12 protein-coding genes are annotated in these 14,369 nt (G+C 53.0%); 11 read left to right on the top strand and 1 reads right to left on the bottom strand.

What is annotated here, in order from left to right; all coding sequences use genetic code 11:
• The first annotated feature begins 120 nt into the window (after nt 1-120).
• The 11 genes from J3P35_RS08090 to prfB all read left to right on the top strand — a co-directional run bounded on the left by J3P35_RS08090 (nt 121) and on the right by prfB (nt 13,521).
• Nucleotides 121-3,075 carry a glycoside hydrolase family 3 N-terminal domain-containing protein gene (locus J3P35_RS08090; RefSeq protein ID WP_246850024.1) on the top strand — a complete coding sequence of 985 codons (2,955 nt, stop codon included), beginning with the start codon at nt 121-123 and terminating at the stop codon, nt 3,073-3,075.
• A gap of 23 nt (nt 3,076-3,098) precedes the next feature.
• Nucleotides 3,099-4,235, top strand: a complete 1,137-nt coding sequence (gene bshA, locus J3P35_RS08085; RefSeq protein ID WP_210463819.1) for an N-acetyl-alpha-D-glucosaminyl L-malate synthase BshA — start codon at nt 3,099-3,101, stop codon at nt 4,233-4,235.
• Between the two features lie 107 nt (nt 4,236-4,342).
• Entirely contained in the window at nt 4,343-4,921 is a 579-nt protein-coding gene (locus tag J3P35_RS08080) for an NUDIX domain-containing protein (protein WP_210463818.1), read from the top strand.
• Nucleotides 4,922-5,056: 135 nt separating this feature from the next.
• Nucleotides 5,057-5,851, top strand: a complete 795-nt coding sequence (locus J3P35_RS08075) for a lysophospholipid acyltransferase family protein (RefSeq protein WP_210463817.1) — start codon at nt 5,057-5,059, stop codon at nt 5,849-5,851.
• Nucleotides 5,799-6,086 carry an Asp-tRNA(Asn)/Glu-tRNA(Gln) amidotransferase subunit GatC gene (gene gatC, locus J3P35_RS08070; protein ID WP_210463816.1) on the top strand — a complete coding sequence of 96 codons (288 nt, stop codon included), beginning with the start codon at nt 5,799-5,801 and terminating at the stop codon, nt 6,084-6,086. Before J3P35_RS08075 ends, gatC begins: the two co-directional genes overlap by 53 nt.
• Before the next feature lie 6 nt (nt 6,087-6,092).
• Entirely contained in the window at nt 6,093-9,143 is a 3,051-nt protein-coding gene (locus J3P35_RS08065) for a tetratricopeptide repeat protein (protein ID WP_210463815.1), read from the top strand.
• A 10-nt stretch (nt 9,144-9,153) separates the two neighbouring features.
• Entirely contained in the window at nt 9,154-9,888 is a 735-nt protein-coding gene (locus J3P35_RS08060; RefSeq protein WP_246850022.1) for an ABC transporter ATP-binding protein, read from the top strand.
• A complete protein-coding gene (locus J3P35_RS08055; protein ID WP_210463814.1) occupies nt 9,885-10,436 on the top strand; it encodes a cob(I)yrinic acid a,c-diamide adenosyltransferase in 552 nt (183 codons plus the stop codon). The genes J3P35_RS08060 and J3P35_RS08055 overlap by 4 nt, the downstream gene beginning before the upstream one ends.
• Before the next feature lie 62 nt (nt 10,437-10,498).
• A complete protein-coding gene (locus tag J3P35_RS08050) occupies nt 10,499-11,569 on the top strand; it encodes a branched-chain amino acid aminotransferase (protein WP_210463813.1) in 1,071 nt (356 codons plus the stop codon).
• A gap of 121 nt (nt 11,570-11,690) precedes the next feature.
• Nucleotides 11,691-12,335, top strand: coding sequence for a hypothetical protein (locus J3P35_RS08045; protein ID WP_210463812.1), 645 nt, complete (start codon nt 11,691-11,693; stop codon nt 12,333-12,335).
• Nucleotides 12,336-12,443: 108 nt separating this feature from the next.
• Nucleotides 12,444-13,521, top strand: a protein-coding gene (gene prfB, locus J3P35_RS08040) for a peptide chain release factor 2 (RefSeq protein ID WP_210463811.1) whose coding sequence is annotated in 2 segments (ribosomal slippage) — nt 12,444-12,503 and nt 12,505-13,521 — 1,077 coding nt in all. Because the reading frame shifts where the segments join, the coding sequence is not laid out codon by codon here.
• Between the two features lie 135 nt (nt 13,522-13,656).
• Here prfB and J3P35_RS08035 read toward each other — a convergent pair.
• Entirely contained in the window at nt 13,657-14,220 is a 564-nt protein-coding gene (locus J3P35_RS08035) for a hypothetical protein (protein ID WP_210463810.1), read from the bottom strand.
• Nucleotides 14,221-14,369 lie beyond the last annotated feature (149 nt).

Raw genomic sequence — 14,369 nt, 5'->3', positions numbered from 1 at the left:
TTTATGCCGTTTTTTCAAATTCCGGCCCAAAACGCTTCAGAGCCACTCAGCCGCGGCTAGTTTTCCTCTGCGAAATTAGCCCTATGAAACAGTTATTCAAATTAAATTACGCGTTGCGAAATGCTAAAGCGATATAGCCTGTGGCTACTGACCGTAGTAATGGGCGCCTGGATGGCTTTATCGGGGTTCGGCCCTAAAGGCCGGGGCAACATTTCTGAACAAGAGCAACATTGGGTAGACAGTGTCTATCAATCTCTTACCCCTGACCAGCGCCTTGGTCAGCTCTTCATGGTGGCCGCGTACTCCAACAAACCGCAGAGCCACATCCGCGAAATCGAAAACCTGATCACCCAGTACGGCATTGGCGGAGTCATGTTCATGCAGGGCGGTCCCGTACGCCAGGCCAAACTCACCAACCGTTACCAAAGCCTCGCCAAAGTTCCGCTGCTGGTGGCCACCGATGCAGAGTGGGGACTGGACATGCGCCTGGACAGCAGCATGCATTTCGCCAAGCAGATGACGCTGGGCGCTTTGCAGGATGACCGCTATGTGTACCTCATGGGCCGTGAGATTGCCTTGAAACTCAAACGACTGGGCATTCATGTAAATTTCTCGCCGGTGGTGGACGTGAACAGCAACCCCAACAACCCGGTCATCGGGAACCGTTCTTTTGGCGAGAGCAAAGAGCAGGTGACCGCCCGCAGCATCGCCTACATCAAGGGTCTGCAGGACCACGGCATTATTGCGGTTGCCAAGCATTTCCCCGGCCACGGCGATACTGATGCTGATTCGCACTTTTCTTTGCCCGTGCTCTCCCACGACATGGCCCGCCTCACCGAGGTGGAGTTGTACCCCTTCAAGCGCTCTTTTGATGCCGGAGTGATGGGCGTGATGGTGGCGCACCTGCACGTGCCTAAGCTGGATTCCATCGCTAACCGCGCCGCTACTTTGTCGCCTTATCTGGTGAATGACCTCCTGAAAGGCCAGATGCAGTACGAGGGCCTGGTTTTCACCGATGCCCTGAACATGAAAGGCGTGACCCGCTACCATGAACCCGGCGAGGTGGATGCCCTGGCCCTGAAAGCCGGCAACGATGTGCTCCTGTTTTCTGAAAACGTACCTAAAGCCTTCGCCAGCATCAAAAGAGCCATCGCCGACAGCACCATCTCGGAGCGAGATATTGAGATCAGGGTAAGAAAGATGCTGCACGCCAAGTACTGGGCCGGCCTGAACCAGTATACCCCTGTAAACCTGGAAAACCTCTCGCAGGATCTGAGCCGCCCGGTAAGCCAGGTCTTGCAGCAACAACTATATGAGCAGGCCGTTACGGTCGTGGCAAACAAGAACGACCTGCTGCCTTTCAGGGTGCTGGACACCACGGAGTTCGCCTCGGTATCTGTGGGGGCGGGCATGAACAACGTACTCACCCAGACGTTGGACAAATACGCCTCCTTCAAAAAGTTCGCGGTGACCAGCCGCACAGCGCCAGATAGCGTGTACGCAGGCATCCGCCGCGATCTGGCCGGCACAGACGTGGTGGTGGTCTCCTTGCACAACCTCAACAACAACCCCGGCAACAACTACAATCTATCGGGCAACGCCCTGGGTTTTATAAGGGAACTGCAGCGCGACCCTACCAAAAAAGTGGTGGTAGTGGTCATGGGCAACGCCTACAGCCTCAAGAACTTTGAGAGCAGCGACTGGCTTGTGTGCGGCTACGAAGACAACGAGGTAACCCGTAAAGTCATCCCGCAGGTATTGTTCGGGGCGCTTCCGGCTAACGGCCGCTTACCTGTGACCGCTTCGCCCAAGTTCAAGGCTGGCTTTGGGATCTCTACGCCTTCTTTGAACCGCTTGAAATACTCTATACCCGAAAGCGTGGGCATGAATTCCAGCATCTTGAAGCAGATTGACAACATTGCGCTGGAGGCCATTGCGTACGCTGCTACGCCGGGTTGCCAGGTGCTGGTGGTCAAAGACGGTACGGTGGTCATGGACAAGGGCTACGGCTATTACACCTATGACCGCACCCAGCCGGTAACTGAGGAAACCATTTATGACCTGGCCTCCATCACCAAGGTGGCTGCCACCTTGCAGGCCGTAATGTTCCTGAAAGACCAGGGTCGCCTGAACCTGGATGCCCGACTGGTGACTTACCTACCCGAGCTGAAGGGCTCTAACAAAGCCAACCTCACCGTACGCGATGTGCTCCTGCACCAGGCGGGCTTGGTGGCCTACATCCCCTTCTGGACCAAAACACTGAAAGACGGCAAGCTGAACCCTATTTACTATGACAGTCTGCCCACTGAGGCATACCCCAACCTGGTGGTGCCCGGCGTGTACAGCAACAAACGGCTGGAAGACTCAGTGTGGAAGTGGGTGATAAAGTCTGAACTGGCGGGCAAGCGCCTGCCTAACGGCAAGTTTGAATACCGCTACTCAGACCTGGGACTGCACATCATGAAACGCATTGCCGAGCGCCTCCTGAACCAACCCCTTCCTGATTTCCTAGAGCAGAACTTCTATGCCCCGTTGGGCGCCGCCACGCTTACCTTCAACCCACTGAACAAATTCCTGAAAGAGCAGATTGCGCCCACCGCGCCCAGTTCCCAGTTCAAGCCGGGGGTGCCGCTGCAAGGCACGGTGCATGACGGAAACGCAGCCATGCTGGGCGGTAAGGCAGGGCACGCAGGTCTTTTCTCCAACGCCAACGACCTGGCCATTCTCATGCAGATGGATTTGCAGAACGGGAAGTATGGCGGGCAGCAGTACTTCAAAACGCCCGTTGTGAGTGAGTTTTCTAAAAACGGCAGCAAAAACAGCCGTCGTGGCATAGGCTGGGACAAAGCCGACCCAGACGGGAACGGCCCCACCTCCACCCTGGCGCCGCTGAGCACCTTCGGGCATACGGGCTTCACCGGCACCGGTGCCTGGGTAGACCCCGAGAACAACATTATCTACATTTTCCTCTCCAACCGCGTCTACCCAGACTCTGAAAACGATAAACTACTCAAATACAACATCCGCACCCGGATTCATGACGTAGTATATCAATCGTTAGAGCCTAAACCGTAACTTCGCGGCAAACACATACGCGCATGAAGATTGGAATTGTATGCTACCCTACTTTTGGCGGTAGCGGAGTGGTGGCCACAGAGTTGGGTAAAGCCCTGGCGCAGAAAGGGCATAAGGTACATTTTATCACCTACAGCCAACCCGCCCGCCTGGACCACTTCAACGAGAACCTGTTTTACCACGAAGTAAATATCCCCAATTACCCGCTGTTCCAGTATCCGCCGTATGAACTGGCCCTGGCCAGCAAGATGGTAGACATTGTGCAATATGAGAAACTGGATGTGCTGCACGTGCACTACGCCATTCCGCACGCCTCGGCGGCGTACATGGCCAAGCAGATCCTCAAGACAAAGAACATAGACATCCCGGTCATTACCACGCTGCACGGCACCGACATTACTCTGGTGGGCAAAGACGCCTCCTATGAGCCGGTAGTGACCTTCAGCATCAACCAGTCAGACGCGGTGACCTCGGTTTCCGAGGACCTGAAGCGCGAAACCTACGAGTACTTCCCCATTGAGAAGGAGATTGTGGTCATCCCCAACTTCATCAACCTGGAGCGTTTCCAGAAGCAGCGCAAAGACCACTTCAAATCAGCCATCGCGCCGTTCGGCGAGAAACTGCTGGTGCACACCTCCAACTTTAGGGGCGTGAAGCGTATTGGCGATATCATCAAGATTTTCTCTAAGGTGCGCGAGCAGATTCCGTCCAAACTGCTTCTGGTGGGCGACGGTCCGGAGCGGCCCAAAATGGAGAATCTCTGCCGCAAGCTGGGCATCTGCGCCGATGTGCGTTTCCTGGGCAAACTGGAAGCTGTGGAAGAACTGCTCTCCATCGCCGATGTCTTCCTGATGCCCTCCGAGAAAGAGAGTTTCGGGTTAGCGGCTTTGGAAGCGATGGCCTGCGAGGTGCCGGTGATTTCGTCCAACGCCGGTGGCCTGCCCGAGCTGAACGTGCACGGCGTGACCGGTTTCGTGAGCAACGTGGGCGATGTGAAGGACATGGTCAAGAACACGCTTTTCCTCCTGCAGGACGACCAGCTGCCTAAATTCAAAGCCAACGCTCTGGCCCGCGCCAAAGAGTTTGAGATAAGCAAGATCGTACCTATGTACGAGGACGTCTATCAGCAAGCTGCCGAGGCGGTGCGCACCCACGTTTAAATCAGCTTTCCTTTTTAAATAAGATATTCATGAAGCTGTTTCGGGGCTGTTTTAGGTAAAACAGCCCCGAAACAGCGTTTACACCCCGGCCCTAAACGCAAGACGCCATGCACTTTGAAAAACCACACCACTCAGAAGAGAACCCCTGGAAAACTTTAGATTCCAAACCCATCTATGAAAACCCCTGGATCAGCGTGCGCGAGGAGCAGGTGATCAACCCGGGGGGTGGCCGGGGCATCTACGGCGTGGTTTCCATGAAAAACAAAGCCATCGGCATCATTCCCATTGATGATGAGGGAAATACCTGGCTCGTGGGGCAGTACCGCTACACCGTGAACGAGTACTCCTGGGAGATTCCCATGGGCGGGGGCCCGATTGGGATTGATCCGCTGGAATCCGCGAAGCGGGAGTTGAAGGAAGAGACCGGCTTCACCGCCGCCGAGTGGACGAACATCGGCCGAATCCACACCTCCAACTCCGTGACCGATGAGGAAGGCTTCATTTTCCTGGCCGAGGAACTGACCGCCGGCGAGACCGAGTTTGAGGAAACCGAGGACTTGAAAATCTGGAAGTTACCGTTGCACGAGGCCGTGCGCATGGCCATGGACAGCGAGATCACCGACGCCATCAGCATTGCCGGTCTGCTCAAGGCAGAGAAAATCCTTTTGACCCGCCGCCCCAAATAACCTCATTCAATTGGCACTAAGTCATCGCGGAACGCGTTTGCCGTTTTGAAGCCGATTTGCTGGAAACAGGGCAAAATCGGCTTTGCCGCGGGCATATGTGGTGCTTTTCTTATTAATTAACTAATTTTGGGAAAGATGAACAGGTTAAAAGGATTCGGCAAGAAGGTTTACTCCGTGTGGTGCACCGCCTGGTTTGTATTACCATTTCTCACCTCGTATCCCCTGTTCCGGGTGTTGATCGCCAAGCCTAACCGGCTCAAACATGCGCACCACCTCAATCGCCTTTGGTCTAAGTTCCAGCTGCGCATGTACCTCATGCCGGTAAAGGTGAAAGGCCTGGAGCAACTGGACCCCAACCAGAAATACGTGTTCGCGCCCAACCACAGCTCCTACATTGACATCCCCATGATTCTGGCGGCCATCCCCGGTTTCCTTAACTTCGTGGGCAAGAAATCATTGACCAAGGTGCCGTTGTGGGGCAGAATCTATGACGCGCTGTACATCTCGGTGGACCGCGACAGCCCCATCAGCAGCGCCAAAGCCTACATTGCCAGCAAGCAGAGTCTGGAAGCGGGCCGCAGCATCGTGATTTTCCCCGAGGGGAAAATCTCGCCGGAATCGGGCCGCAAGCTGTTGCCGTTCAAAGACGGTCCGTTCAAGCTGGCCATTGAAAAACAGGTACCCATTGTGCCCATCACCATGCCGTACAACCACCTGTTTCTGCCCGATGTGAAAGGCAAACTCATCATCCGGTACCATTCGCTGGAGATGATCATTCACCGGCCAATCCCTACCCAGGGGTTGACCATGCAGGACCTGGAGTTCCTGAAAAACCAAACGTACTCCATCATTCAAGAGACTTTAGACCAGAAAAACCATGAGCACCAACATAGAGACCTTACGCCAGCTGGCGCACTTAGCCCGGCTTGAGTTTGACGAGACCAAAGAGCAGGAAATGCTCAAAGACCTGAATAACATCCTGGACTGGGTAGACCAACTGCGCCAGCTGGACACCAAAAACGTGGAACCTCTCATCCATATATCGGAGGAACTGAACGTGATGCGGGAAGATGTGGCTCAGAACACCGTGCGCCACGAGGATGCCCTTAAGCTGGCTCCGCGCAAAGACTCAGATTATTTCAGGGTTCCTAAAGTTCTGGAGTAGGCCTGAATGAAGCTTTTTTCGTTCTGGCCCCAGGTGGAGCCTGGCCGCCGCTTTCTGTATTTTCTTCTGGCCGTACTGGTGCTGGGCACGGTAGGCTTAGGCATTTATGGTTACTTTAACGGGCAGCAGTTGGTGTTTCCGCTGGAGAAGCAGGCCGAACTGTTCCCTGCGGAGGCCCACTTAGACCCTTCCTCTCCCCTGCTCACGCCCATGCGCGTGGAAGTGAACGCCTACCTGGTGACGGAGCGCTACGCCATGGGCGATATGCAGCTTCCGCTGTGGGCGACCTGGGTTTATTTCGTAGGTCTGGCGGTAGCGCTTACCTTCTTCTGGACCTTAGCCAGTACCCTCAAGCGCATTCCTTATTACGCCGCCGTGACGCTGGGCATGCTCTGGCTTTCCACGTTCAACCTTGATTTACTGGGAGTTTTCTCAGAAACAAGCCGAATCCTGCTACTGATTGCCTTGGCCGTTCTGAGTCTGGGCAGTTTTGTGTTTCAGGCGTTCTGGACACGGGTGTCCTTTCTGGGCCGTTTCCTGTTCTTTAGCGTGGTCATCCTGCTTTTGAGTCTGGCCCTGTTCCGTTTCTCTTCTTTACCGGCTCCGCTGACCGCCTTGCACGTGGTCCATTACAGCACCCTAGCCAGTTTTGTGGCATCGGTGCTGTTCATGGTGCTGGTGGCCTATGAGAACCTCCACGGCTTGCTGTGGTTCAACACGCAGGCCCAGCAACCGCAGCGCCGCTTCGGGCTGGTGCAATTCGTGCTCATCAGCTTGCTATACCTGGGTAACCTGCTGCTGTTATACCTGCGCCAGACGGGGATGATCCAATTTGATTTCACCGGGTTAGATGCTTTGGTGGTGTTCCTTTGCTCCACCTTGGTAGGATTATGGGGCCTTAAGCAACGGCAAATCCATTACACCCGCTTTTTCCGATTTGAGACCGAGGCTGCCCCGCTTTACTTGGTGCTGGCGCTGCTCACCTTTTTGAATCTGGCGTACGCATTCCTGTTGGCCAATGACCCGCTGGTAAATGCCTACCGCAGTGCCGTCATTGTGACGCACCTGGCGTATGGCGTGGCGTTCTTTATTTACGTGCTGGTGAATTTCGGGCCGTTGATCAAACAGAAACTACGCGTTTTCAAGGTGGTGTATGACCCGCGGCAGCTGCCTTACTTCACCGTGTACCTCATGGGAACTGTCCTGTTGGTGGTGATGGTGCTGCGCAGCAATTACGCGCTCTATTTCCAGCATCAAGCCGGCTATTATAACTACTTGGGCGATGTGTACCGCCAGACTGAGGAAACGCCGTTGCTGGCGGAGCAGTTCTACAACGAGGCCAGCGTGCAGTCCCGCAACAACCAACGTTCCAGCTTCTCCCTAGCCGATATGTACCACCAGGGCGGCATGCGTTCCCTAGAGATGAACCGCTTGCAGGAGGCCCTGGAAAGAAAACCTACCCCAGAAGGCTATCTGCGGCTGGCCAGCCTGTTCACTTCCTCCTCAGACCTTTTTGACCATTTAAAGGTGCTGCAGGAAGCGGTAAAAACTTTCCCTGATAACGCGCCGCTACTCAACAACCTTGGAATTCTCTACGGCACCACCGCCTTCGCTGACTCAGCTGGTTACTATTTGGATGCGGCTTTGGCCCAAAGCCAGGAACCCGAGGTTATCCAGGCGAACCAGTTAGCGTTCTTGGCCAGCCATAAGTTTCCGCAACAGGCCAAAGAGTTCGCCAACCAATACGCTGGCGGTACTTACGGCCCGTTGCTCACGAATCGGTTGGCTATTTCCTTGGCTTTGGGCGGCTCCAAACCGCAGAACCTGCCGGCCTTGCCCCAGGATAGTGCGTTGTCAACCCAGACCTTCGCCCATTTCTATAACAGGCAGCTGCTCCCGGGTAATGCCAAAGACAGCACGGCTACGTTCTCGCGGCTGAACACGCTGTTGCGGCAGGAAGAAAACCAGGCTTTCCTGGATGACCTGACTTTGATCAAATCGCTGCTGCTTAAGCAAGGCACCGTTTCCAAACCCCAGCCTTTCCTAGCCAAAGTCACCCTGGAGAACCTGGCGGCGAACAGCGGCAGCACAGGGGGCTACTACTATGACATTCTGGGCCAATGGATGCTGCAGGGCAAACTGTACCCCTTGGCGGCCGAGTATTTCCAGAAAGCCCGGCAGGCCGGCTACCGCGATGCCCACCTGCACGCCGTGGTGGCTTATGCGCTGGCAGGAAATTACGGTCAGGCCACTGAGATAGCCTTAGGCGCCTCCCCTTTTCCGGATGTAGCCCAACGGACCGCTGCCACACAGATCGCTATCGCCACCCAGTTGACTCCAGAGCAGGCAGTCAGCGCCCCGGATTCCTTGAAAGTACGGTTCCTACAACTGAAAGCGGCTTCCTTACCCCTGGCCCAGGTAGAGAGCGTGGCTAACGGCATCACTACGCCGGCTTTGGCGCCGGTGGCAGCTTTGCCCCTGGTAGCGCGGTACCTTCAGGAAAACAATTTCAACACCGCCCAGAACCTGCTGAGCATCCATTTTCCGGGCAGTTTTCCCAAAAACGGCCTGAAATCAGAAGCCAACACCCTGCAGACCGAGCTTTGGTGGAAAAACCAGAAATGGGAACAATTGAGCACCGAACTGCCTAGCCTCTTTTTTACCCCGCAGGACGCGGGCACCAGACTTTATTACCAGGCCTTGCTGGCCCAGCGTAATAATAACGCCAAGGCCGCGACTAATCTGTTCAACGGGTTACTCCAAAGGGCCCCGTGGTCAGAGGCCGGGCAGTTGGCCGCCGCTAATTTCTTTGTGCAGCAGAAACAACCTATGCGGGCCTATGACCTGCTGCTGGAGGGTATCGGGTACAATCCAACCTCGGTGGCGCTGCGGAAAGCCTACGTGAAAGTAGCCCTGAATCAAGGCCTCCGCGACTACGCCCTGCAGGGTCTGGAGCAACTGGAACCTTTGGTAAGTCCTCAGGAATACCTTACTTTTAGACAAGAAATAGCGCCCCAATTGCAGGCCAGCGACGCGCTCCAGCAAGAATGGCAATAAGCGAAGCCATATGAGCACCATCATCAAAACCGAGAATATCTCCAGGATGTACCAGATGGGGAATGAAACCATTCATGCCCTGCGGTCTATTTCCATCGAGATCAAAAAAGGCGAATATGTGGCGTTCATGGGGCCTTCGGGTTCAGGTAAATCCACGCTCATGAACATTGTGGGCTGCCTGGACACCCCCACCTCGGGTACGTACATCCTCAACGGCAACGATGTCAGCAACATGGCAGACAATGAGCTGGCCACCGTCCGCAATAAGGAAATCGGGTTTGTGTTCCAGACGTTCAACCTGCTGCCCCGCTCGTCTTCTTTAGAGAACGTGGCTTTGCCGCTGGTTTATGCGGGTTTTGGGAAATCTGAGCGTGAAGAGCGGGCCATGGCGGCCTTAGACAGCGTAGGGCTGGGCTCCCGGGCCAAACACAAACCCAACGAGCTCTCAGGGGGGCAGCGCCAGCGTGTGGCCATCGCCCGTGCCCTAGTGAACGATCCCAGCATTATCCTGGCCGATGAGCCAACCGGTAACCTGGACACCAAGACCTCTTACGAGATCATGGGCTTGTTTGAGGCCCTGCATGCCAAGGGCAACACCATTATCATGGTTACCCACGAAGACGACATCGCGCATTATGCCCACCGCATTGTGCGCCTGCGCGACGGACTCATTGAGTCTGATGAAATGAACCTCAACATCACGGTTCCTGCCCTTAAAGCGGCCGCTTTGAATACCTCTGAATGAAAATCTACACCAAAACCGGTGACAAAGGCGAAACTTCCCTAATTGGCGGAACCCGCGTAAAGAAATCACACCTGCGCATAGAGGCCTACGGCACCGTAGACGAACTGAACTCTTTCCTGGGCGTGGTCCGGGACCAGGAAGTAAACGGAGAACGCCAGCAAATCTTTTCCGAGATCCAGGACCGGCTGTTCACTATCGGCTCCACGCTGGCCACTGATCCGGTGAAAGAAGGCAAGGTTCAGACTCCGGACCTGCACCTCACGGACATCCAGTTCCTGGAAGAGCAGATGGACCTGTTGGACGAGCAGTTGCCGCCTTTGCGCAATTTCATTTTACCCGGCGGGCACCAGGCGGTCTCTTTCTGCCACGTGGCCCGCACCGTTTGTCGCCGCGCCGAGCGTTTGGTCATTGCCTTGCAGGAAGAGTCACACGTAGATGACCTGGTGGTGCAATATCTTAACCGGCTCTCCGACTTTCTCTTTGTTTTGAGCCGTGCCATGGCCCTGGAGCTTGGCGTAGAAGAAATCACCTGGAAGCCTCGGATGTGAGGCTTTTTTTATTCAGAATCACCAGAATTGCGTATACTTATTACCTATACATCATCTAACCTATGCAAACAGAATCCATTTCTATCCATACCACGGTTACCTCGGCAAGCCAATTAGCCGATCTTGACCTGGAAAACCTGCAGTTCGGGAAAGTTTTCGCGGACCATATGCTGGAGGTAGACTACAAAGACGGCGCCTGGCAACAACCGCGCATCCTGCCGTACGGCCCTATTGAACTGAGTCCGGCTACCGCTGCCCTGCACTACGGTCAGGCCATGTTTGAGGGGATGAAGGCTTACAAAACCCAGGAAGGCAAAGTGGTACTGTTCCGTCCGCAGGACAACTGGGCCCGGATGAACAAATCGGCGGTACGCTTGTGCATGCCCGAGATTCCGGAGGATATTTTCATGGATGGCCTGAAACAACTCGTGGCCCTGGATGCGGATTGGGTTCCGCAGCGCCCAGGTTATTCGTTGTATATCCGTCCGTTCATGTTCGGGTCAGAAGGCTTGCTGGGCGTGCGTCCGGCTACGGAATACAAGTTCATGATTTTCTGCAGCCCTGCCAGCGGCTATTATGCTGAGCCAGTGCGCGTGAAAATTGAGGAGCATTACACCCGTGCCGTGGAAGGCGGTTTCGGGTTTGCCAAAGCGGCCGGTAACTACGGTGGTTCCTTGCTGCCAGCCAAACTGGCCCACGAAGAAGGCTACCACCAGATCATCTGGACCGATGGCCGTGAGCACAACTACATTGAGGAATCCGGCACCATGAACGTGATGTTCGTGATTGACGGCAAACTGATCACCCCTGCCCTGAGCACCTCTATTTTGGCCGGTATCACCCGCGACAGCGTGCTGCAACTGGCCCGCGACTGGGGCGTTCCCGTTGAAGAAAGACGCATCAAAGTGCAGGAGATTGTGGATGCCTACCAAGCCGGTAAACTGGAAGACGCCTTCGGGACCGGTACAGCCGCTACCATTGCCCACATCAAGTCCATCACCTTTAGAGGCGAGGAAATGATGTTACCGCCAGTGGCCGATCGTACACTGTCCAACAAGATTTCTACCGAGTTAGACAACATCCGCTACAGTATATCACCAGATCCGCATGGATGGGTGGTGCCGGTGGTGTAATCATAATTTCAACCTTTCCTTAATAGGAGTTTTTAAGCTAAGCGCTTGAAAACTCCTATTTTAATTTTATATTTTGCCATAAAGAAAAAATATAAAATCAATTAGAAGTTTAATAAGAACCATGAATAAGATGACAGGTATTATTTTGATGGCTTTAGGATTGATAATTTTAGTAATAGGAACATTAATATTTTTAAACCCCACCAAAACACCTATAAATGAAGCCTCAGCAACAGAATTAAAAAACATCGCTGATGAACCAAAAACAATAGCTGAGGAGCGGAAAGAGAATGGGGTTGACCCAAAAGAAGACAACTTAAGAAAAGGGCATGATTTTGAAAAATTTGTAGTAACGAGATTCAGCAAAAAGTATTACACCATAAAAGAATGGACAAGTGACAAATCTGTTGATGGAAGATTTGCTGAAACTACATTACAACCCGATATGGTACTTAAATTGAATCTCGATTCCTTTTCAAAAGAATTAGCCTTAGAATGTAAATGGAGACAAAGGCTCCCTAAAGAGGGTATTGAAGTAGCAACAGAGAATCAGCTAAAACGATATAAAAGATTTGAACAAGAAAAAGGTATTCCTGTCTTTATTGTTCTTGGAATTGGTGGTTTAGCTTCTTCACCCAAACATCTATATACTATTCCGCTAAGAGAAATATCACACGGCTTTATCCCTCATGATCAGTTAACAAAATTTGAACGAGAAAGTACAGGAAGCATCTTTTTCAATGTTAAAACTGGAAAGTTAGAATAAATACCCTTTAAATGCTTTCTTATCTAAGCTTGTTCTCACACTTTGCTTATTACTAGTATCTTTGCAAAAACGGCTAATTCCCCTGTTTACAATTAGCACACTTCTGTTATGACCCAAGAACAAGTAAAAGAATTGAAAGGCCGCGTAGAGGCGTTGAGGAGGTATCTTTGACTACGATGCCAAGAAAGAACAAGTAACTGCCATTGAGGCCCAATCTGCTGCCCCAGATTTCTGGGACGATCCTAAAAAAGCTGAAACCGTTCTGAAAGAGGCCAAGACCCTGAAGACCTGGACCGATGACTTTGAGAACACGTCCAAGGCGGTGGATGATGTAGAGGTACTCTTTGATTTCTATAAAGAAGGTGATGTCTCAGAAGAGGACATTAACGCCGAATTCAAGGCCGCGGAGGAAACCGTGGAAGGACTGGAGTTCAAGCGTATGCTCAGCAACGAAGAAGACCAGTTGGGCGCGGTGCTGGAAGTAAACTCGGGCGCCGGCGGTACTGAGAGCCAGGACTGGGCCGAGATGCTGTACCGCATGTATCTTATGTGGGGTGAGCGCAAAGGCTACTCCGTAAAGCAAGTCGATTTCCAGCCGGGCGAGGGTGCGGGCATCAAATCGGCCACACTGCAGTTTGACGGTGATTTTGCCTACGGGTACCTGAAAGCCGAGATTGGCGTGCACCGCCTGGTGCGCATCTCCCCGTTTGACTCGGGCGGACGGCGGCACACGTCCTTCGCCTCGGTGTTCGTATACCCGGTGGTGGATGAGACCATTGAGATCAACGTGAACCCCGGTGATATTGAGTGGGACACCTACCGGGCCGGTGGCGCTGGTGGCCAGAACGTGAACAAGGTGGAGACGGCGGTTCGCCTGAAACACAAACCAACGGGCATCACCATTGCCGTGCAGATTGAGCGCTCGCAGCTCATGAACAAGGAACACGCCATCCGCATGCTGAAATCACAGCTCTACCAGATTGAGATCAACAAACGCAACGAGGAACGCGACAAGGTGGAGAGCACCAAGAAACGCATCGACTTCGGGTCGCAGATCCGGAACTACGTTCTACACCCTTACAAGCTCATCAAAGACATCAGAACCGGCGTAGAACGCACCGATGTGCAGAACGTGCTGGACGGTGACCTGGATGAATACATCAAAGCCTTCCTGATGCAGGCTTAATTCCTGCCTTCATAAAACGAGAGCGCCTTTCCGCATGACAGCAGAAAGGCGCTCTCGTTTTAGGGCTGTTTTTGTCAACCAAGCCATAAATCATCTATTAACCTGGCCCTATAGGCCTCCCTCCTAAGATTCAGCTTACTCACTTCCCCTGGCGGGTACTTCTGGCTCTGTAGGCAAGGGTAGCACCTTGTAGCGCTTCTTAAGCAAGTGGTACTTAGTCGCGGATTCATCTACCTTGTGGTTGGGGATGTCTTTCCATTTATTGGGGTATTTTGCCATGGGCATGTTGCTGTAAAAAGGCGTCTCCTCCTCCCTTGCCTCCCCAAATTTCCTCAGAATCTCTGGTGCATTTTGCCCCGGAAGCTTAAACCTGAAGGTTGAGTCGCCTGGTTTGTGCTTGAACTTTAAGCCGGGCTTCAGCTCAAGCTTTTCTTCTGTTTTAATGCTGTCAGCAGGTGTCTGGGCAAAGGTGATATCAGCCGCTAAAAGTAACACTAGCACCGCTAAGATTCTCTTTTCCATATCAGATACTCCTTTCAAGTAATCGTCCATTATCAAAATCCAGCCAACTACACTTTCCCTGGTTAAAATATCGTTTTGGGACGAGGCTGTCAAGTTTATAATCTCACCTGGTCTGGCACTTATCTGGGAAATCCTTTCTAGCCTCTTTTTAAAATTCGGCCTTAAAACAGAAGGCATTTGTCAGCACTTCTGCTCTTCTTATATACGAAAAAGGAAGCGGTAATGGCATTGAACCCATCGGTTTAACACCATGTTAACCAAGCAGAGCCTCTTATCTTTTCAAGGAGCAGACCTTCAAAGCTTTAGTAATGAACCTGTCATATTTT

Source organism: Rufibacter roseolus, from assembly GCF_017916365.1.
GTDB lineage: Bacteria > Bacteroidota > Bacteroidia > Cytophagales > Hymenobacteraceae > Nibribacter > Nibribacter roseolus.
Note: the sequence above shows the minus strand (reverse complement) of the source record. Positions and strands in the feature narration are given on the sequence as shown.

What these genes read in the sequence shown, in the direction of transcription:
- J3P35_RS08090 (WP_246850024.1), top strand. Translation starts at nt 121, where the DNA reads ATGCTAAAGCGATATAGCCTGTGGCTACTGACCGTAGTAATGGGCGCC.
- bshA (WP_210463819.1), top strand. Translation starts at nt 3,099, where the DNA reads ATGAAGATTGGAATTGTATGCTACCCTACTTTTGGCGGTAGCGGAGTG.
- J3P35_RS08080 (WP_210463818.1), top strand. Translation starts at nt 4,343, where the DNA reads ATGCACTTTGAAAAACCACACCACTCAGAAGAGAACCCCTGGAAAACT.
- J3P35_RS08075 (WP_210463817.1), top strand. Translation starts at nt 5,057, where the DNA reads ATGAACAGGTTAAAAGGATTCGGCAAGAAGGTTTACTCCGTGTGGTGC.
- gatC (WP_210463816.1), top strand. Translation starts at nt 5,799, where the DNA reads ATGAGCACCAACATAGAGACCTTACGCCAGCTGGCGCACTTAGCCCGG.
- J3P35_RS08065 (WP_210463815.1), top strand. Translation starts at nt 6,093, where the DNA reads ATGAAGCTTTTTTCGTTCTGGCCCCAGGTGGAGCCTGGCCGCCGCTTT.
- J3P35_RS08060 (WP_246850022.1), top strand. Translation starts at nt 9,154, where the DNA reads ATGAGCACCATCATCAAAACCGAGAATATCTCCAGGATGTACCAGATG.
- J3P35_RS08055 (WP_210463814.1), top strand. Translation starts at nt 9,885, where the DNA reads ATGAAAATCTACACCAAAACCGGTGACAAAGGCGAAACTTCCCTAATT.
- J3P35_RS08050 (WP_210463813.1), top strand. Translation starts at nt 10,499, where the DNA reads ATGCAAACAGAATCCATTTCTATCCATACCACGGTTACCTCGGCAAGC.
- J3P35_RS08045 (WP_210463812.1), top strand. Translation starts at nt 11,691, where the DNA reads ATGAATAAGATGACAGGTATTATTTTGATGGCTTTAGGATTGATAATT.
- J3P35_RS08035 (WP_210463810.1), bottom strand. Translation starts at nt 14,220, where the DNA reads ATGCCTTCTGTTTTAAGGCCGAATTTTAAAAAGAGGCTAGAAAGGATT.